Source organism: Acidimicrobiales bacterium (assembly GCA_035540975.1).
In the GTDB taxonomy this organism is placed as follows: Bacteria; Actinomycetota; Acidimicrobiia; order Acidimicrobiales.
This window is the reverse complement of sequence record DATLFN010000039.1, coordinates 1-18,954: the sequence shown is the minus strand read 5'-3', so window position 1 is coordinate 18,954 and position 18,954 is coordinate 1. Positions and strand designations below refer to the sequence as shown.

At 74.2% G+C, this 18,954-nt stretch carries 15 protein-coding genes and 1 tRNA gene; 11 read left to right on the top strand and 5 right to left on the bottom strand.

Going from position 1 to position 18,954, the window contains the following annotated elements; all coding sequences use genetic code 11:
- The first annotated feature begins 43 nt into the window (after nucleotides 1-43).
- A complete protein-coding gene (locus VM242_04975; GenBank protein ID HVM04504.1) occupies nucleotides 44-1,195 on the top strand; it encodes a glycosyltransferase family 4 protein in 1,152 nt (383 codons plus the stop codon).
- Nucleotides 1,185-1,901, top strand: coding sequence for a class I SAM-dependent methyltransferase (locus tag VM242_04970; protein HVM04503.1), 717 nt, complete (start codon nucleotides 1,185-1,187; stop codon nucleotides 1,899-1,901). Before VM242_04975 ends, VM242_04970 begins: the two co-directional genes overlap by 11 nt.
- 3 nt (nucleotides 1,902-1,904) lie before the next feature.
- On the opposite strand, the gene VM242_04965 is transcribed toward VM242_04970, so the two are convergent.
- Nucleotides 1,905-4,034 carry a glycosyltransferase gene (locus VM242_04965; GenBank protein ID HVM04502.1) on the bottom strand — a complete coding sequence of 710 codons (2,130 nt, stop codon included), beginning with the start codon at nucleotides 4,032-4,034 and terminating at the stop codon, nucleotides 1,905-1,907.
- Between the two features lie 30 nt (nucleotides 4,035-4,064).
- Between VM242_04965 and VM242_04960 the strand changes: the two genes are divergently transcribed.
- The 3 genes from VM242_04960 (at nucleotide 4,065) to VM242_04950 (ending at nucleotide 8,304) form a co-directional block, all read left to right on the top strand.
- Nucleotides 4,065-6,194, top strand: coding sequence for a hypothetical protein (locus tag VM242_04960; protein HVM04501.1), 2,130 nt, complete (start codon nucleotides 4,065-4,067; stop codon nucleotides 6,192-6,194).
- A 126-nt stretch (nucleotides 6,195-6,320) separates the two neighbouring features.
- On the top strand, nucleotides 6,321-7,280 hold the full coding sequence (locus VM242_04955) for a hypothetical protein (protein HVM04500.1): 960 nt from the start codon (nucleotides 6,321-6,323) through the stop codon (nucleotides 7,278-7,280).
- Between the two features lie 106 nt (nucleotides 7,281-7,386).
- Entirely contained in the window at nucleotides 7,387-8,304 is a 918-nt protein-coding gene (locus tag VM242_04950) for a serine protease (GenBank protein ID HVM04499.1), read from the top strand.
- Nucleotides 8,305-8,572: 268 nt separating this feature from the next.
- Here the strand turns inward: VM242_04950 and VM242_04945 are convergent, their stop codons facing one another.
- Nucleotides 8,573-10,882 carry a transglycosylase domain-containing protein gene (locus VM242_04945; GenBank protein HVM04498.1) on the bottom strand — a complete coding sequence of 770 codons (2,310 nt, stop codon included), beginning with the start codon at nucleotides 10,880-10,882 and terminating at the stop codon, nucleotides 8,573-8,575.
- 41 nt (nucleotides 10,883-10,923) lie between these two features.
- Here VM242_04945 and selA point away from each other — a divergent pair, with 41 nt between their 5' ends.
- Together selA and selB are read left to right on the top strand one after the other, a co-directional pair.
- Nucleotides 10,924-12,183 (top strand): L-seryl-tRNA(Sec) selenium transferase, encoded by a 1,260-nt coding sequence (gene selA, locus VM242_04940; GenBank protein HVM04497.1) that lies wholly within the window; start codon nucleotides 10,924-10,926, stop codon nucleotides 12,181-12,183.
- Between the two features lies 1 nt (nucleotide 12,184).
- Nucleotides 12,185-13,906 (top strand): selenocysteine-specific translation elongation factor, encoded by a 1,722-nt coding sequence (gene selB, locus VM242_04935; protein HVM04496.1) that lies wholly within the window; start codon nucleotides 12,185-12,187, stop codon nucleotides 13,904-13,906.
- Nucleotides 13,907-14,190: 284 nt separating this feature from the next.
- Here the strand turns inward: selB and VM242_04930 are convergent, their stop codons facing one another.
- A complete protein-coding gene (locus VM242_04930; protein ID HVM04495.1) occupies nucleotides 14,191-14,442 on the bottom strand; it encodes a WhiB family transcriptional regulator in 252 nt (83 codons plus the stop codon).
- Between the two features lie 92 nt (nucleotides 14,443-14,534).
- Nucleotides 14,535-15,788: an NfeD family protein gene (locus tag VM242_04925; GenBank protein ID HVM04494.1), complete on the bottom strand. Its 1,254-nt coding sequence runs from the start codon at nucleotides 15,786-15,788 to the stop codon at nucleotides 14,535-14,537.
- Nucleotides 15,789-15,793: 5 nt separating this feature from the next.
- Here VM242_04925 and VM242_04920 point away from each other — a divergent pair, with 5 nt between their 5' ends.
- Both VM242_04920 and VM242_04915 read left to right on the top strand, forming a co-directional pair.
- Nucleotides 15,794-16,762 carry an ArsA-related P-loop ATPase gene (locus tag VM242_04920; protein HVM04493.1) on the top strand — a complete coding sequence of 323 codons (969 nt, stop codon included), beginning with the start codon at nucleotides 15,794-15,796 and terminating at the stop codon, nucleotides 16,760-16,762.
- A complete protein-coding gene (locus VM242_04915) occupies nucleotides 16,759-17,856 on the top strand; it encodes an ArsA-related P-loop ATPase (GenBank protein HVM04492.1) in 1,098 nt (365 codons plus the stop codon). The genes VM242_04920 and VM242_04915 overlap by 4 nt, the downstream gene beginning before the upstream one ends.
- A gap of 18 nt (nucleotides 17,857-17,874) precedes the next feature.
- Here the strand turns inward: VM242_04915 and VM242_04910 are convergent, their stop codons facing one another.
- Nucleotides 17,875-18,222, bottom strand: coding sequence for an STAS domain-containing protein (locus VM242_04910; protein HVM04491.1), 348 nt, complete (start codon nucleotides 18,220-18,222; stop codon nucleotides 17,875-17,877).
- 101 nt (nucleotides 18,223-18,323) lie between these two features.
- On the opposite strand from VM242_04910, the gene VM242_04905 reads away from it, so the two are divergent.
- Both VM242_04905 and VM242_04900 read left to right on the top strand, forming a co-directional pair.
- A complete protein-coding gene (locus VM242_04905) occupies nucleotides 18,324-18,734 on the top strand; it encodes a response regulator (GenBank protein HVM04490.1) in 411 nt (136 codons plus the stop codon).
- A gap of 142 nt (nucleotides 18,735-18,876) precedes the next feature.
- Nucleotides 18,877-18,954 (top strand) — tRNA-Pro (locus VM242_04900).

The following is an 18,954-nucleotide window of genomic DNA, read 5'->3' as shown; positions in this document are numbered from 1 at the left end:
CGGGCCGTCGCCGTGCGAGCCGCGTACGCCGGGAACCGCTGGCATGAACCGCGTCCTCCACGTCGCGGCCGCCTACGCCACGCACGAGGGGATGTCCCGGACGGCCACCGAGCTCGCCCGGCGCGTCACCGGCGAGCACGGGCTGTGCACCAACCGGCTCCGCACGGAAGCGCCCGCCTTCGACGCCACGTTCGAGGTGGGTGGGTCCATGACCTTCTTCCCCGCCACCCGCGCCGCCGCCGTGCGCGCCGCCGTGGACCGGTACCGGCCCGACGTTGTTCATCTCCACGGCGGCATCCTGACGCCGCTCTTCGCCCGAGGACCGGTTCTGAGGCCACCCGTGGTCGCATCGGTGTACGGGTGGACCACGCCGCCGAGCCGGCACGAGTTGCTCGGCTCGTCCTGGTCGGAGCTGCGGTGCACGCCCGCTGCGCAGGCCCGCGTCCTGGTCAACGGCGTCCTGCCCGCCTGGGCGATGAGGCGAGCACTCGGTCCGGGCGGGCCCGTCCGAGCGCTGCTCGCCCACGACGCCCACCTGGCGCGTCGGCTCTCCCGTGCGTCCGGCGTGCCGGTGCGTCTGGCCGAGATCGGCCCGGGCGTCGACAACCTGCGGGCGACCCCCTCCTTCGAGCGCCCGGTGGTGGCCTTCGCCGGGCGGGCCGAGTCGGCGCGGGGCGCCGACACCCTTATCGATGCCATGCCGGAGGTTCTGCGCCAGCATCCGGGCGCCCGCCTGCGGCTCATGCTGCTCCCCTCGCCCCAGCTCCCCGAGCTCGCCGACCTGGTTGCCCGGTCGACCGCCCGTCATGCCATCGACATCGTGACCGAGCCCGTGGTCGACCTGCGGGTGGAGTTCGCCATGGCCACCGTCGGCGTGTTCCCGTTCAAGTTCGACCATACGACGGCCATGGCCCCGCCTCTGACGGTCACCGAAGCGATGAGCGTCGGGCTCCCGGTCGTGGTGTCGGCGGTCCGCTGCATGCTGCCGGTGGTCGAAGCTCGGCGGGGCACCATCGTGGTGCCGCCGCGCGACTCCGGCGCGGTGGCGAGGGCGATCGTCGCCGCCCTGGAGCCGGCCCGGTGGGCGGCCCTATCGGAGGACGCCGTCCGCGCCGTCGACCGGCGTTGGAACTGGGGCAACGCCGCACGCGTGGCTTCGGCCCTGTACGAGGAGGTGCTGGCCGGTGCAGGCTGAGCGCTTCGACGCCCGGGGCCGCTTCGGCCAGCTGGCGCCGACCTACGACGCGGTGTTCACCGGGTCGACCGGGCTGCGTGCCATCAACGAGCTCGAACTGGCGGTCGTGACCGGGCGCCTGGGCGACGTGTGCGGCCGCCGGGTGCTCGACGCCGGCATGGGGACGGGTCGGGTGGCCGAGGCCCTCGTCGGACGGGGCGCCGAGGTCGTGGGCATCGACGTCACCCCCCAGATGCTCGAGCGGGCCCACCGGCGGGTTCCCGGCGCACCACGCATCCTCGCCCGCGTGGGCGCATTGCTGCCCTTCGCCGACCGCTCGTTCGACGACGCCGTGTGCATCCGCGTCCTCAAGTACGTGGGCGACTGGCCGGCGGCGCTCGCCGAGTTCCGGCGTGTGCTGCGGCCGGGCGCCCGCCTGGTGGTGGAGATCGCCAATCGGCGGTCGGTCGCCCGGTGGGGGTACGCCGGGTACCGCTCGCAACCCCTGTCGCTCGCCACCGTCGGGATGACCCGCCGGATGCTCACCGACGCGGGCTTCCTGCCGTGGGCCGTCGATTCCGGCACGCGCCTCCCGCATGCGCTCTACGAGCGCTCCGGCGAGCGGGCGGCGGCCGTGCTGGACCGCGTCGAGCAGGTCGCCGGGCGCGTCCTCGGCGACGGCGTGCTCGCCCGAAGCTTCTTCGTCACCGCCGAGCTGGTTGACTGAGCCTCACGTCCACGGCGACGGTGCCCACACGCCGCCGGAGAGCCGGTCGCTGCCCACGGCGCTCTGGATGGCGGCGGCCGTGTCGGCGGCGAGTTCGCGGCGGCCTGGGCGGTCGTAGAACCGGAGCAGGCGCAGCCGGTAGAAGATGGCGAGGGTGTCGACGAGCATCCCCCGCACCGACCGGAACGAGATCGTGCTCTCGAACTGGTGGTCGATGCTCACCGGCGCCTCGAAGAACCGCCTGTAGCCGAGGTGGCGTGCCACCACGAACAGCTCCAGGTCGAAGGCGAATCGCTTCTCTGCCATGCGGGGGAGGGCGCCGGCCAGGACCTCGCGCCTGATCAGCTTCACGCCCGTCTGGCTGTCGCGAATGTTGAGCCGGAAGAGCACCCGGATGATCTGCTGGTAGCCCCACGAGTAGACGCGTCGCAGCCGCGGATACGACACGTCGGACAGGGGGTGGCGCTTGCTGCCGAGGACGACGTCGGGCTGGTAGGTGTGCACCAGGGCGAGGAAGGGCTCGAGCACGGCCGGGTCGACGTCCCCGTCGGCGTCGATGAACCCGACGTAGCGGCCGCGGCCCATGGCCAGCCCGATGCGGAGCGCCTCGCCCTTGCCCCGGTTGGTGGGCAGCGAAACGAGCCGCACGCAGGGGCCACGGAGGTCCTGGATCGTGCGCTCGCTCCCGTCGGTCGAACCGTCGGAGACGGCCACGACCTCGTACGTCGTCCCGCACCGCTCGAGCACCGCCAGGAGGCCCTCGAGGTTGGGTCGCAAGGCGGGCCCGGGGTTGAAATAGGGGACCACCACGGTGACGTCGACTTCGGGCTCGGCGAGGGTCCACAGCTCCTCGCTGACCAGCGCCGCCGACCGGTCCTCGGCGGGTCGGGCGGCGAACACCGCCCGCAGCATGAGCAACGCCACGCCGACGGTGCTGGCCAACATCACCGCCGCCAGCGACGACGGCGACAGGTCCCCCACGGTGGCGGCGACGACGGCCGCCCCCACCCCGGCCCACACCCATGACGCGGCTCGCACCCCGTCGGTGGCCAGCAGGTAGTACATGCCCACGTTGACGACGCCCAGGGTGGCGGAGGACAGCGCCAGCATCCCGATCACCGCCGACGAGCCCTCGTAGGCAGTGCCGAACAGCACGCCGACGACGAGGTCGGGGGCCACCACGTTGGTCGCCGCCACTGAGAAGCCGAGGAGCAGCACCGCGCCGAGGGCTTGCACCAGGGCGGCCCGGGACCGGGTGCCGCCCCCGCCCTGGGCGAAGCGGGGGAACGCGACCAGCGACACCGCGGCCGAGAAGAACATCGCCGTGCGGGCCCCTGTTGCCGCCGCCGCGTAGAGCCCCGACTCGACGCGCGGGAAGTAGTGGCGGGCCAGCAGAGTGTCGATGCCGGTGAGCACCCAGAAGCCGGTGAAGGCCAGCACGGCACCGGTGGCGTCGGCCCACCGCACCCGCAGCGGCGTGACGTCGTCGCGGCCGCTCAACACCGCCCGCAGGGCGGGGAGCAGCACGGCGGCGGTCGCCACCTCGCCGAGGACGGTGGCGGCCATGGCACCGTCGATCCCGGCGCCCCGCTCGACGAGCACCACGCCCAGCACCAGGCGGGTCGCCGCCCCGGCCAGCAGCCCGCCGGCCACGAGCCGGAACCGTAGCTGGCCGAGCAGGACGGCCCGGGGAATGAGGGCGATGGCCGCGGGCAGCACGTAAACGCCGAGCATCACCGCCGACGACAGCGTCGGGAGGTGGAGGAACGACTGCACCACCGGCGAGGCGAGCACCAGCGCCCCGCTCAGGGCCACTCCCCACAGCACGGCGTCGCCGAGGAGCGGTCCGATCACCACGCTGCCCGGTCCTTGCCCCGCCTCCCGCCGGGCGGCCACACGGCGGGTGATGGCCAGCTGGAGGGCGCTCACCGGCACGGTGAGCACGAGCAGGATGGTGAGCAGGGCGCTGAGCCCGCCGTAGAGTGCCGGCTCCAGCCGGCGGCTGATCACGGCGTGGAACAGGAAGTTCGACCCGTTGACCACGGTGAGGGTGACGAAGAGCACCAGGCCACCGCCGCCGGCCAGGGATGACGCGCTGGCGCCCCGTAGCCTTGCCCGGATTGGACCCGTCACCGGCCGCTCCTGCTGCGAACTACTCCCCAAATGACCGATTCGCTCGACTCTAGCCGGGTGGGCGAGGGGGACGAAACGTCCCAGTGGGCGGCGGTGGCGCGGGTGGCGGTGGCGGCCGCGGCGGCGCTGGCCGTTTGCGCGCCCTTGCTCCAGGACGGATGGCTGTTCCTCCTCGACTGGAACCGGGGGCCCCACGTGCCGCCACCGCCCACCCTGTGGGGGCTCGACGGCGGCCTCACCGCCGCGCTCCCGTTCTCGCTGGCCGCCTGGGCGCTCGGCGAGCTGATCGGACACTCCGTGCTCGGATGGCTCCCGATCGCCGCCGGGCTGTTCGGCGCCGGGCTGTCGGCTGGTGCACTGGTCGAGGGGCCGCGCACGCGGCGGGTCGCCACCGGGCTGCTGTACGCCGTGAACCCGTTCGTGTTCGACCGGGTCTTCGCCGGGCACGTCGCCTTCCTGCTCGCCTACTCCCTCTTGCCCCTCGCCGTCCGGTCGCTGCTGCGCGCCGAGGAGGCAGACGGGGTGGCCGCCCGCCTGCGCCCCGTGCTGTGGATCACTCTGCTGGTCGCCCTCGCCCCCCACTTCGCCTGGCTGGTGGCCGCCGTCTGCGCGGTGATGATCGCCACCCGGCCGTCGCGCCGGACCGCCGCCTGGCTGGCCGGACTGGCGGCGGTGGTTGTGGTCGCCAACGCCTACCTGGTGCTGCCCGCCATCGGCCGGCCGCCGCCGGTGGAGGTGGGCGCCGCCGACCTGGCCGCCTACCGCACCACCGGCGACGGCCCCGTCGCCCTCGTCGGCAACGTCGCCGGGCTCCACGGGTTCTGGCGCCAGGAGATCCCGCTGCCGAAGGACGACGTGCCGGGGTGGCCGCTGTTCTGGGCCGCCGTCGTGGTGGTCGCCGGGACGGGGGCGGCCCGGGGCTGGCGCACCGGCGGGCCAACCAGGCGCCTGGTCGCGGTGGCCGCCGGGTCGGGGGCCCTTGGCCTCCTCTTCGCCCTAGGCGACCAGGGGCCGGCGGGCGCCGCCTACCGCTGGCTCTTCGACAACCTGCCGGGCTTCGAGGTCACGCGCGAGCCGCAGAAGTTCGCCGCCCTGCTGGCCCTCGCCTACGCCGTGCTGTTCGGGCTGGGCGCCGAGGCGCTGGTCGCCGGCACCCGCCGCCCGGCCGGGCGGCTCCTGTGGACGGGCGCCCTGCTCGTCCTTCCAGTGGCCACGGCGCCGACCATGTTCTGGGGCTTCGGCGGTCGCGTCGAGGTGAGCAGGTACCCGGCGTCGTGGGCGGAAGCGGACTGGATCATGGGCGACGGCGCAGAGCGGATCCTGTTCCTTCCCTGGCACCAATATCTCTCGTTTCCCTTTACCGAACGCATCGTCGCCAACCCGGCCCCGTTCGCGTTCCGGCGTGACGTCATCGCCGGCGACAACGTGGAGCTTCCGGGCATCCGCACGGCGTCCCGATCCATACGCTCGGCGTACCTGGAGTTCCTGTATTCGCAGGGGCGAAGCTTGACCTCGTTCGGCCAGCTCGTGGCGCCACACGGGGTGCGTTTCGTCGTCGTGGCCAAGACGGCGGACTGGGAGCAGTACCGGTGGCTCGACGCCCAGCGCGACCTCGAGAAGGTGCTCGACCGCGACGAGATCGCCGTGTACCGCAGCACCGTCCCGGTCGTCGCCCCCGCTCGCGTCCCGGTGGGCGTGAGGGTGGCGGACTGGGGGGAGTACGCGGGGCTGTCGGAGGTCGCCGACCTCTCGGGCACCGCCGTCCGGGTGCGTCGCGAGGCCCCCGGGCGGGTTCGGAGCCCTGCCGTCCCGACCCTCCCGGCGGGCACCGTTGCCCAGGCCGCCGGGGAGCGCCGGTCGCCGGTCCGGTACCGCCTGTCGGCCGGTCAGCCGGGGTGGGTGGTCCTCGGCGAGCAGTTCGACGCCAGCTGGCGGGCGGGCGACCGCGAGCCCGTGCGGCTGGCAGGTGGCGTCACGGGGTTCGAGGTCGGCGCCGCGCCGATGGACGTCCGCTTCGGCCACTGGTCCGTCGTCCGCGCGTCGTACGCGGTGTCGATCGCAACGGTCGCATTCGTCGCTCTGGCCGGTTTGGGCGCCCGGCGAAAGAGCAGGAACGGACGGTTGGCCCCGGGTAGTGACCGAAGGCCCAAAACCGACTGAGCGGCCGACGTCCCCGCACCGGTGCGCCTAGCGATACCGGAATGTCGGGTTGTCCCAGTTGACTTCCCAGGGCGAAACAGGAAGAATCACGCAGTCCTGTCATAGCGGCACCGATTTAGGAGGCTCATGGTTCGGATCGTCAGGCGGAACCCGCTCCAGTCCGCGGTCGGCGGCCTTCTGGCCGTCGGCCTGCTCGTCTCGGCTCTCGTCAGCGGTCCGATCATCGGTTCCGGCTTCGACAACGCCGCCCACCTGGCGTGCGGGCAGTTCGGGTACCACGCCGGTACCGGGTACGGCTACGGCGACTGTCCGACCACGACGACGACGATCCCCGGTGGACCCCAGCCCCGTGGCTACTGGCTGAGCGCGGCGGACGGTGGCATCTTCGCCTTCAACGCTCCCTTCTCGGGCTCCACCGGCAACATCACCCTCAACCGGCCCATTGTCGGCATGGCCGCAGACCCCGACGGGAGGGGGTACTGGGAGGTCGCCAGCGACGGCGGCGTGTTCGCCTTCGACGCCCCGTTCTTCGGCTCGACCGGCGCCATCCGCCTCAACCAGCCGATCGTCGACATGATCGCGGCTCCGGGCGGCAACGGGTACTACCTGATCGCCAGCGACGGCGGCGTGTTCGCCTTCGGGCCGGGCGCCGTCTTCAAGGGCTCCACCGGCGCCATCAAGCTCAACCAGCCCATCGTGGCGGCGGCCGCCGACCCGGACGGCTCGGGGTACTGGCTCTTCGCCTCCGACGGCGGCGTGTTCGCCTTCGACGCCGCTTTCTCGGGCTCGCTGGGCGCCACCCGGCTCAACCGGCCCATCGTCGGTGCAGCCCACGATCGGGACGGTCGCGGCTACTTCATGGTGGCCAGCGACGGCGGCGTGTTCGCCTTCGATGCCACCTTCGCCGGCTCCACCGGGGCGATCACCCTGAACCAGCCCATGGTCGGAATGGCCACCGACCCCGACGGCGACGGCTACTGGCTCGTCGCCAAGGACGGCGGCGTGTTCGCCTTCCGGGCCCAGTTCCACGGGTCCACGGGCGGCATTCGGCTCAACCAGCCGATCGTCGACATGGCCGCGGCCTGAGCACCTGCCGCACCCCGGTGCGGCACCCGCCACCGGACCGCCCGCCCCGCCGAGGGGCGGGCGGTCCTGCTTTGCGGGGGCCCGCTGGCACTAGCGTTCCGGCCAGATGAGGACGCGTCCGAACGGCGACCGACCCGCATGGCGCGGCATGCTCGGGCCCCGGACGGTGCTCGGGATGGCGACGCTCATCCTGGCCTTCGCCATCGGCAGCGCCGCCAGCGGGGTCGCCTTCTACTCCTACTACGAGTACAAGCGTGACAAGACCGAGGAGCGGGTCGCCACCTTCCTGGAGGGCTTCGACAACCGCTTCAAGACGGCGACCGAGACCATCGACGCCCTCCGCGAGAACTCCGTGGCCGAGATCGAGAAGGAGCTCGAGCCGCTGCGCCGCATCCAGGCCGAGGGCGGGACCCTCGAGGCCCTGGTCGAGAAGGTCCGGGCGTCGCTGTTCTTCGTCACCACCCAGGACGAGCAGGGGCAGCCGTCGGTCGGGACCGCCTTCGCCCTGGCGTCGGACTCGGAGCAGACGCTCGCCGTCACCTCCTACACCACGGTCCGGGCCGCCACCCGCCAGCCGGCGCCCAAGATCACGGTCCGCCAGGGCGACGCCGAGGTGCCCGCCCAGCTGTGGACGTGGCAGGAGGACCGCGACCTGGCCCTGCTCGTCGTGGGCAAGGGGAGTGTGCCCAAGCTGGCGATGGCCGGCGATCCGCCGGTGAAGACGGGCGAGCGCCTCTTCGCCATCTCCGGCCTGGGGGCGGCCGGCGGGTCGATCAGCCAGGGCTTCGTGGCCGACGTCTCGGGGGCCGGGATCCAGCACGACGCGGCGGTCGGCCCCGCCTTCCAGGGCGGGCCACTGGTGAACTCCGAGGGCGAGGTGGTGGCGGTCGCCACCCGCACGTACTCGCCCCTCGGCTTCGCCACCGAGGACGTGTTCTTCGCCCCCCTGGTCAGCGCGGTCTGCGAAAAGGTCCTCAAGTGCCCGTCGCCCGACGAGGTGAGCGGGCCCGGCGCCAGGCGCTGACCCCGCCCCCGGGCCGGTTTCGGCGGCAGATCGGGGCGGTATGCGCCCGTTCCTGCCGCCAGAGCTCGGCACCCGGCCACGACCGCCCGCGGCCACACCGGTCGGCGGGCCGGTTTCGGCGGCAGACGGGGGCGGTATGCGCCCGTTCGTGCCGCCAGAAGCCGTGGTGCCGCCGCTCCGCCCGCTCCGCCCACTTCCCCGGCGCGGCTCCCGCCCCCCGGTTCCGGCCGGCTCCGCCCCGGCGCCGGGGCCTGCCGCCCGAGCGGGCTCAGCGGCGGGTCGTCGGGGTGGTGGCGGGCGGCGCTGCCGTCGTCGTGGGGGCAGCTGGCGGACCGGGGACGACCGCGGGGGCGACCACGGCGTCGGCGTCGCCCGGGACCGGGACGGGGACGGGCGGCAGGGTCGTGGGCGGGGCCGGCTTCGGCGGCGGCGGCTCCACGAGCCACTGCCCACCGGGGTCGGGGTCGGGCAGCTTGCGCTGGTCACCCGGATCGAAGCCACCGCGGGCGTCGCGGCGGAGGGCCTCGGCCAGGTTCTTGATGGGCGGGGCCTCGGAGAACTTGGTGACGGGCACGTCGTCCAGCGCCGTCTTCATGAACCGCTGCCACGTGCGCGCCGGGATGGTGCCGCCGAACACCCGGTCGACGCCCTTGATGCCCCGCAGCGGCGTCTTCTGGTCGTTGCTGTACCCCATCCAGACCGACGTCGACAGGGTGGGCGTGTAGCCCACGAACCAGGCGTTGGTGTAGTTCTGGCCCGTCCCCGTCTTGCCCGCCGCCGGCCGGCCGATGTCGGCCGCCCGGGCGGTGCCGTTGGGGATCGTCTCGTCGAGGATGTCGTTGACGGCGTCGGCGATGATCTCGTCCAGCACCCGCTCCCGCTGGGGCCGGGTGTTGTCCTCGATGACCCGGCGCTCGCCGTCGATCGTGCGCTCGGCCACCTCCAGCACGGGCACGGGCGGCGCCCGCTCGCCCCGGGAGGCGAACACGCCGAACGACGACGCCATCTCCAGCGGGGACACGTCGATGACGCCCAGGGCGTAGGTGCCGCTGCAGGTGTGGAACGTGGGGCTGTACCAGGCGGACGTCACGCCGAGGGCCCGGGCCATCTCCCCCGTCTCCCTGCAGCCGACGTCGCGGACCAGCTGGGCGTAGACGGTGTTGATCGAGCGCACCGTGGCCGACTCGATGGTGGCGCTGCCCCCCCCGCCGCCCTCGGCGTTGCCGATGGTGCACTTGTTGGTCGCCGTCACCCGGCAGCCCGGGATGTTGAACACCCGGGGCGCCGGGTACACCTTGGTCGGCTCGAAGCCGCGGGACAGGGCGGCGGCCAGCACGAAGGGCTTGAACGACGACCCGGGCTGGCGCCCCAGGCCGCCGCCACCGACCGACGGGGCGCTCCAGCAGCTGGCCTCCACCTCGATCCTGATCTTCTCGTCGGTGGGCTTGCGGGGACAGCCACCGAGAGCCAGGTTGACCTGCGAGGTGGCGAAGTCCCGTCCGCCGACCAGCGCCTTGACGTAGCCGGTGGGCGGCTCCACCGCCACCATCGACATCTCCAGCGGGGCGGCGGTGCCGCTGAGGGCGTCGGCCACGGTGGCCTCGGCGTGGGCCTGGAGCTCGGGGTCCATGGTGACGGTGATCTCGAGGCCGCCCCGGAACACCTTGGCCGGCCCGTACCGGAGCTCGAGGTACCGGCGGACGTAGTCCACGAAGAACGGGAAGACGGTGTTCTGCTGCTGCGACGGGTGCACGAGGGTCGCCGGGCCCGGCGGCGGGCCCTGGACGGCCAGCCACACCTTCTGGGCCGCCGCCTCGTCCCGCTCGGCCGGCGTGATGTAGCCCTCCTCCGCCATCGTCGCGAGGACGAGGGTGCGCTTGGAGTCGGCCAGCGCCGGGTTGCCGCGGGGCTCGTACCGGCTGGGGGCGGGGATGAGCCCGGCGATCATGGCCGCCTCGGAGAGCGTGAGCTGGCTGACCGGCTTGCGGAAGTAGCTCTCCGACGCCGCGCCCACGCCGTAGATCCCCTCGCCCAGGTAGATGTTCGAGAGGTACTGGAAGAGGATCTCGTCCTTGTCGACCTGGCGGTCGAGCTGGCTGGCGAGGATCGCCTCCCGGACCTTGCGGATGATGGTGCGCTCCTGGCCCACGTAGGCGTTCTTGACGTACTGCTGGGTGATGGTGGAGCCGCCCTGCTCCAGGCGCTGCTTGCGGATGTCGGCCCACAGGGCCCGCAGGCTGCCCCGCGGATCGATGCCGCCGTGCCTGTAGAAGTTCCTGTCCTCGGCCGAGATGACGGCGTCCTTCAGGACCTGGGGGATGTCCTCGGGCTTGACCGGGGTGTTCTGCTCGAACTCGCGGAAGGCGCCGATCTCCATGCGGTTGCCGGCCCCGTCGATGGCGAAGACGCGGCTGATCCGGCTGGCCACCGTGGGCCGGGGGTCGGGGAGCGCGGCGGGGAGGGGAGCGAAGAAGAAGGTGGCCAGGATGGTGCCGCCCACGGCGACGGGCACGACCAGCGCGCAGACCAGGAAGAGAGCGACGGCCCGCCCCACGCCACGTGCCACACCACCGGCCATCCGCACCATCCTCGCACGACGCCAGCCGTAGGCTGCGCTGCGTGCGACCACCGTCCGTCGACGCCCTGGCCAGGGACATCGCCGACGTCGGCCTACCCCACCCCCTCCTGGTCGACGCCGCCCGCCGGGCCATCGCCGGCGGCGACCCCGGCTCGGCCCGCGCCGTCGCCGAGGCCACCGCCCGCGCGCTCCTCCAGCCCGTCGTCAACGCCACCGGCGTGCTGCTCCACACCAACCTGGGCCGGGCGCCCGTCTCGCACCGCACCGACGCCCGCTACGCCAACCTGGAGTTCGACCTGGCCACCGGGACACGGGGGTCGCGCCGCCACCACGCCGGCGCCCTCCTGGCCCGGGCCTGCGGCGCCGAGGACGCCCTCGTCGTCAACAACGGGGCGGCCGCCGTGGTGCTGGTGCTGGCGGCGCTGGCCGTCGACCGGGCCGTGGTCGTCAGCCGCGGCGAGCTGGTGGAGATCGGCGGCGGCTTCCGCGTCCCCGAGGTGCTCGAGCAGTCGGGCGCCCGCCTGGTCGAGGTGGGGACCACCAACCGGACCCGCCGGGGGGACTACGCCGAGGCCGTGGAGCGCACCGACCCGGCGTTGATCCTCAAGGTCCACCAGTCCAACTACCGGATCGTGGGGTTCACCGAGGACGTGTCGGTGGCGTCGTTGTCCGGCCTCGGGGTGCCGGTGGTCGCCGACATCGGGTCGGGCCTGCTCGACGCGGCCACGCCGTGGCTGGCCGCCGGGCCGCCGCCGTGGGTCGCCGCCGAACCGGCCGCCCGCCAGACCCTCGCCGCCGGCGCCGCCCTCGTCACCTTCTCGGGCGACAAGCTGCTGGGCGGCCCGCAGGCGGGCGTCATCGCCGGCCACGCCGACCTGGTGGACCGGTGCGCCCGCCACCCGCTGGCCCGCGCCTTCCGGGCCGGGGGGCTGGTCCTGTCCGCCCTCCAGGAGACGGCGCTCGCCTACCTCCGCCGCGACGGCGACGCCATCCCGTTCTGGCGCATGGCGACCGTGCCGGTGGCCGCCCTGCGGGCGCGGGCCGAGGCGCTGGCCACCGGCCTCGACGGCGTCGAGGTGGTGGAGTGCGAGTCGGTGCCCGGCGGCGGGTCGGTGCCGGGCCTGGCTATCCCGTCGGCCGGCGTGGCCGTGGCGGGCGCGGCGGCCGCCGACGTGCTGCGGGCCGGCGACCCGCCCGTCGTCGCCCGCGTCGCCGAGGACCGCACGATCCTCGACCTGCGCACCGTCGATCCGGCCGACGACCAGGTGCTGGCCAAGGCGCTCGCCGCGCTGCCCCGCTGACGTGCACGTCGTCGCCACCGCCGGCCACGTCGACCACGGCAAGTCCACCCTGGTCCTGACCCTCACCGGGATGGACCCCGACCGCTTCGCCGAGGAGAAGGCGCGCGGCCTCACCATCGACCTGGGCTTCGCCTGGACCACGCTGCCCAGCGGCCGCGAGATGGCCTTCGTCGACGTGCCCGGCCACGTGCGGTTCCTCAAGAACATGCTGGCCGGCGTGGGGGCGGTGGACGCCTGCCTGTTCGTGGTCGCCGCCACCGAGGGCTGGAAGCCGCAGTCCGAGGAGCACCTGCGGATCCTCGAGCTGCTGGGGATCGACCGCGGCATCGTGGCCCTCACCAAGGTCGGCCTGGTCGACGACGAGTGGCGCGAGCTGGCCCACCTCGACCTGGCCGACCACGTGAAGGGCACGTTCCTGGAGGACGCCGACGTGGTGGACGTGGACGCCCTGGCCGGCACCGGCGTGGCCGAGCTGCGGGCCGCCCTCGACGGCCTCCTCGCCACCACGCCGACGGCCGCCGACCGGGGACGGCCGCGGCTGTGGGTCGACCGGGCGTTCGCGGCCAAGGGCTCGGGCACGGTGGTGACCGGCACGCTGGCCGGCGGGCCCCTGGCCGTGGACGACGAGGTGGTGCTGCTCCCCAGTGGTCGCCGCGCCCGGGTGCGGGGCCTCCAGAGCCACAAGGCGGCGCTCACGACGGCCGGCCCGGGCCGGCGCCTGGCCGTGAACCTGGCCGGCGTCCACCACGAGCAGGCCGAGCGCGGCAACGCCGTCGTGCGCCCCGAGCACTGGGCGCCCACCCGGGTGCTCGACTGCTCGTTCACCGTCCTCGGCGCCCTCGACCACGACGTGTCCCGCCGGGGCGCCTACCAGGCCTACATCGGGTCGGGCGAGTACCCCGTGCGCCTGCGGGTGCTGGGCGGCGAGAAGCTGGCGCCCGGCTCGACGGGAGCGGTGCGGCTCCACCTGCCGGTGGAGCTGCCGCTCCTGCCCGGCGACCGCCTCGTCCTGCGGGAGAGCGGCCGCGGGGAGACGGTCGGCGGCGGCGAGGTGCTGGACGTGGCGCCCGTGCTGCCCGCCTACAAGGCCCGCCCGTCGCGGTCGGTGGACCGGGTCGTGGCCGAGCGCGGCTGGGTGGAGGCGGGGCTGCTCGAACGGCTGACGGGCGAGCGCCGGGCGCCGACGGTCGGGCGGTGGGTGGTCGACCCGCCCGCCCTCGCGGCGGCCGAGGAGCGGGTGCGCAAGGCGGTGGACGACGCCGGCCCCCTGGGCCTCGACGTCGCCACCCTCGACGAACGGGACCGGGCCGTGCTGGAGACCCTGGAGGGCGTCGACGTGGACGCCGGGCGGGCCCTCGCCGCCGGCCGGGGCGCCGACCCCCTCCAGGGCCACCCCTTCGTCGCCGCCCTGGAGGCGGCCCCGTTCTCGCCGCCGCCCCCCGACGGCGTGGACCGGGACGAGCTGCGGGAGCTGGCCCGGCGCGGTCTGGTGATCCAGCAGGACGGCGTGTGGTTCGCGCCGTCCGCCCTCGACGACGCGGCCCGCATCGTGGCCCGCCTGCTGGCCGAGCACCCCGGCGGCGTCACCGTCGCCCAGGTGCGCGACGCCCTCGGCACCACCCGCAAGTTCATGCTCCCGCTGCTCGCCCACCTCGACACGACCGGCGTCACCAGGCGCCGAGCCGACCTCAGGATCCCCGGCCCCAGGCTCCCCAAGCTCTGACCCCGGCGTCGCCCGAGGCCGGAGGCCGGCGTCCCCCGGCGCCGGACACGTCCCGGGCGGCCGTCCCCGGGCCGCCGACGCTGGCGCACCGGGGGGCTCGGGGGGGGTTTCCCGGCGCCCGGCCGCCGGCCGCCGCCGGAGGCGGCCACCCCGGCTGGGCGCCACCGCCGCCGGCGCAGCCGGCGGCGGCAAAAGGGGTTCAGCGCGAAGGGTGGCCGGCTCCGCCGGCCACCCGCAGCACCACCAGACTCGCCGAGCAAGCTCCGCTTGCGAAGGCGATGCCGCTACTTCCCGAGCAGCGGCTTTCGCTCCATCTCGTTGAGCCCGCCCCAGATGCCGTGCGGCTCCTTGATGGTCAACGCGTACTCGAGGCACGGTTTGCGGACCGGGCAGGACTGGCAGATCGCCTTGGCCCGCCTCTCGCGCGCCTCCTTGTCCTCCTTACGCTCGAAATGGGACGGCGGGAAGAAGATGGCGGCCTGCGGACCGCGACATGAAGCCCTCACCTGCCAGAGCTCCTCGACCTGTACGCTCACGAAGCTCCCCCTTTCGGACAGGCGACCCTACCGCCCTCACCGCGTCCGAACAAGGGGCAGTTTCCGGGCCCGCGATCACCTGACCTGCGGTTTCAGTGCTTGCGGTAGTCCTTTGCGCCGCCCTCGGCCGGTTCCACCTCCAGCAGCAGCCCGTCGATCGCCACCACCCGGACGGCGTCGCCGGCCTCGATCGGGGTCGCCCGGTTGGTCCGCGCCCGCCAGGTGGCGCCCCGCACCTCGACCGTCCCCTCGGGGTCGACGGCCGCCACCGCCGCTCCCGTCTCGCCCACCATGGACTCCCTCCCGATGGTGGGCGTGGAGAAGCGGGCCCGCAGCATGGCGGGGAGCCCGGCGACCATGAGCAGGGCCGTGCCGCCCACCACCGTCACCAGGACGACCCACGACGGCGCCAGCCCGTCCTCGTACAGCCGCACGCTCCCGACGGCGAGCAGCACGGTGCCGACCGCCGTCCACGTCCGGGGTGTCCCGGCCTGGACGTCGACGGCGTAGGCCAGGAAGGACAGGGCGAGGAGGGCGACGGCGTAGGGCCGGCTGGGCAGGGCGGCCAGCCCGTAGCTGGCGAGCACCAGGCAGACGGCGCCGGTGAAGGCGGCCACGCCGATGCCGGCGGTGAACAGCTCGAGCACGATGAGCCCGAGACCCGCCGCGAACAGCAGGTAGGCGACCGACGGGCTGGCCGCCGTGTGGAGCAACCGGGCCATGAGGCCGAGCTTGGCGAAGCGCACGTCGACGGTGGGCTGGCGGCGGGGCTGGGAGCCGTCCTCCCGGACGACCCTGGCCGTCTCCAGCGTGGTGCCGCCCACCTCCCGCCCGTCCAGCTCGACGATGAAGTCGCCCAGCGTGGGAGCGACGATCTCGACCAGGCCCCGCTCGGCGGCCCGGGCCGCCGGCACCGGCCGGTCGCGGGGGCCGAGCCGGCCCCTGGAGGCGATCCCGGCGATGCCCGCCGCCTCCACCAGCTCGAAGCCCTGGCCCAGGGCCTGGCCGCCGCTCGGGCCCACCCACACCGCCACCGGCACCGTCGAGTGGGCCATCCGGAACAGCAGGGCGTCGAGGTCGTCCCGATCGGCGATGCCGCCGCTGCTGTCGACCTGGATCACGAGCGCCTCGGCGCCGCCCTCCTCGGCCCGGCGCAGGGCATCCTCCACGAAGTCGACCTGCACGGCGTCGACCAGGCCGATCACCTCGATGACGTCGACGTGGCGGCCGCCCTCGGCCTGGGCGGCGGCGCCGGCCGGGGCGGCCGCCAGCAGGGCCGCGCCGAGGAGGACGAGGGCGAGGGCGGGGGCGATCGAGGCGCCGAGGGGGCTGGGTAGTCTGCGCATTCGAGATGGACGCTGCCGGGTTCTGCCGACAGACCCGGGTGTTCATCGTCGCCGGGAAGGGCGGCGTGGGCAAAACCACCGTCAGCGCCGCCCTCGCCCGCATGGCGGCGAACGCCGGTCTCGACACCCTCCTCGTGGACGTCGACGGCACCGGCGGCCTGGCCGGCGCCTTCGGCCGCCCCGGTCCGCTCACCTACGACGAGGTGGTGCTGACTCCCGGGGGCGGGGGGGGCGGCGGTGGCGGCGAGGTCCGGGCCCGCACCCTCACGCCCGACGACGCCCTCATCGAGTACCTGGAGGGCCACGGCATGGCCCGCATCTCCAAGCGGCTGGTCGCCACCGGCGCCATCGACGTGGTGGCCACCGCCGTCCCCGGGATCAAGGACATCCTGGTGCTGGGCAAGGTCAAGCAGCTGGAGCGCAGGAGCGTGGCCGACGTGATCGTCGTCGACGCCCCGGCGGCGGGCCACGCCGTCACCTTCCTCTCCAGCGCCTCGGGGCTGCTGGACGCCGTCAGCGTCGGCCCCATCCGGGCGCAGGCGGAGGACGTGGCCGACCTCCTGGGCGACGCCGACCGCTGCCAGGTGCTCCTCGTCACCCTCCCCGAGGAGACCCCGGTGAACGAGGCCGTGGACACCGCCTACGCCCTGGAGGACCGGGTCGGCGTCAGCCTGGCGCCCGTGGTGGTCAACGGGCTGTACCCGCCGCTCGAGGGCCTCGACGCCGACCCCACGGCCGCGGCGGCGGAGGCGGGCGTCACCCTCCGCCCGGGAGAGGCGGAGGCGCTGGCGGCGGCGGCCGGCTTCCGGGCCCACCGCACGGCGCTCCAGGGCGATCAGGTCGAGCGGCTCGCCACCGCGCTGCCCCTGCCCCAGCTGCGGCTGCCACTCCTGTTCACGACCGACGTGGGCCCCGCCGAGGTCGACCGCCTGGCCGACGCCCTGGCCGACGCGGTGGGGGCGCTGCCGTCGTGACCGCCACCCTCGACCACCTGGTCGACCGGTCCATCGTCGTGTGCTGCGGCACCGGCGGCGTCGGGAAGACCACGACGGCCGCCGCGCTGGCGGTCGAGGCCGCCGTGCGTGGACGGCGGGCGTGCGTCGTCACCATCGACCCGGCCAAGCGCCTGGCCGACGCCCTGGGGCTGGCCGAGCTCACCAACCGGGCGGGCCGGGTGGAGGGCGACTGGGCGGGCGAGCTGTGGGCGGCCATGCTCGACACCAAGTCGACGTTCGACGACCTGGTCCACCGCTACGCGGCCACGCCCGAGCAGGCCGAGGGCATCCTCCGCAACCGGCTCTACCGCAACATCGCGGGGGCCCTGTCGGGCACCCAGGAATACATGGCGATGGAGAAGCTCCACGAGCTCCACGACGAGGGCCGCTTCGACGTGATCGTGGTCGACACCCCGCCCACCCGCAACGCGCTGGACTTCCTCGACGCCCCCCGCCGCCTCACCCGCTTCCTCGACAACCGGGTGTTCCGCCTGCTCGTCACCCCGGGCCGGGCCTACCTCAAGGCGGTGAACGTGGCGACCTCGGCCTTCCTGCGCACGGTGAGCCGGGTGGTCGGTGCCGAGGTCGTCTCCGACGCGGTGGCCTTCTTCCGAGCCTTCGAGGGCATGGAGCAGGGCTTCCGGGAGCGGGCCCAGAGGGTCCAGGAGCTGCTGGCGGGCGAAACGGCGGCCTTCCTGCTCGTCGCCTCGGCCCGGGGCGACGCCGTCGGGGAGGCCCGCTTCTTCGCCCGGCGCCTGGGCGAGTCCGGCATCGACGTGGACGCCCTGGTCGTCAACCGCCTCCACCCCCGCTTCGGCGAGGTCACCGTCGAGGGCGGCTCCAACGCCCTGCGGCTGCGGGCGGCGTCGCTGGCCGGGACCGGCCTGGCACCCCTCTACGCCAACCTGGCCGACTTCCGGCAGGTGGCCGAGAGGGAGGAGGCGCACGTCTCCGTCCTCACCGCCGAGGTGGCGCCGGCGCCCGTCGTGCGGGTCCCGATGCTGGACGACGACGTGCACGACGTCGACGGCCTCCGCCTGCTGGGCCGGCACCTGTTCGCGGCACCCGGCTGACGCCGGCATGCCGGGGCCCTACGCGTCGGTGGGCTGCTGGAGGGCGGCGGCGGCCTCCTCGACCGTCTCCGCCACGGTGACGATGCGGTCGAAGCCGGTGGTGCGCAGCAGGCGGGTCAGGGTCGGACGGTTGCACGACACCGCCACCTCGCCGCCCAGCTCGCGTGCGCGGCGGATGCCGCCGATGAGGGCGCCGAGACCGGCGGAATCCACGAAGGGAACGCCGGACATGTCGATGAGCAGGCGGGGGTTGCTCGCCAGCTCGGCAAGCGCTTGACGGAACTGGCTGACCGTGAAGGCGTCCAACTCGCCGACCGGACGGACGATGGTGTATCCGTCGGCCTGCTCGGTGTTGATCTCGAGCAACGTGGTCCTCCTGACAGGGCCGCCGAGTTGCGCCGGCTGCGGACGCGCCTCTGCGGTGGGAGAAGATGCTACCCGCGGCGGCCCCGGGTTACCCTTCGGCCGTGCTCGACGTCGTGGTCGCCAGCGACGAGGCGTGGGTCCGCGCCGAGGTCGCCGCCGTGCTGTCCACCCAACCCGACGTGGAGGTCCACGAGGTCACCGCCGGTTCCTCGGTGCTGTGGGCCGTCCACGAGTACGACCCCGAGCTGGTGATCGTCGACCTCCAGATCGGCAACATGGGCGGGATGGCGGCGTGCATGGAGCTGCGCCTCGAGGAGGGAGCCGGGCGCATCGCCCACGTCCCCGTGCTGATGCTGCTCGACCGCCGGCCCGACGTCTTCCTGGCCCGGCGGGCGGGCGCCGACGGCTGGGTCGTCAAGCCCCTCGACCCCATCCGGCTGCGCAAGGCGATCCAGGCCCTGCTCGACGGCGGCACCTACCAGGACGAGTCGTACCGGCCGGCGACGGTGTAGCCCGCGCCGGCGTCGGGCGGGGGGCCCGGCGCCGACCCGGCGTTCTCTGGACACCACGAGCCGCATACCGGCGCCTTGCGTCCAGAGAACCAACCGGGCGGCTCCGGTGGCCGCGTGCCGGCGGGAGTACGCTCGGACCCCACGGGAAGTAGCGCAGCTTGGTTAGCGCGCAGCGTTCGGGACGCTGAGGTCGCGGGTTCGAATCCCGCCTTCCCGACCA

Bases quoted from the DNA above. Each gene is read 5' to 3' on its own strand.
- VM242_04975 (HVM04504.1), top strand. From the start codon at position 44: ATGAACCGCGTCCTCCACGTCGCGGCCGCCTACGCCACGCACGAGGGG.
- VM242_04960 (HVM04501.1), top strand. From the start codon at position 4,065: ATGACCGATTCGCTCGACTCTAGCCGGGTGGGCGAGGGGGACGAAACG.
- VM242_04955 (HVM04500.1), top strand. From the start codon at position 6,321: ATGGTTCGGATCGTCAGGCGGAACCCGCTCCAGTCCGCGGTCGGCGGC.
- VM242_04950 (HVM04499.1), top strand. From the start codon at position 7,387: ATGAGGACGCGTCCGAACGGCGACCGACCCGCATGGCGCGGCATGCTC.
- VM242_04945 (HVM04498.1), bottom strand. From the start codon at position 10,882: ATGGCCGGTGGTGTGGCACGTGGCGTGGGGCGGGCCGTCGCTCTCTTC.
- VM242_04925 (HVM04494.1), bottom strand. From the start codon at position 15,788: ATGCGCAGACTACCCAGCCCCCTCGGCGCCTCGATCGCCCCCGCCCTC.
- VM242_04920 (HVM04493.1), top strand. From the start codon at position 15,794: ATGGACGCTGCCGGGTTCTGCCGACAGACCCGGGTGTTCATCGTCGCC.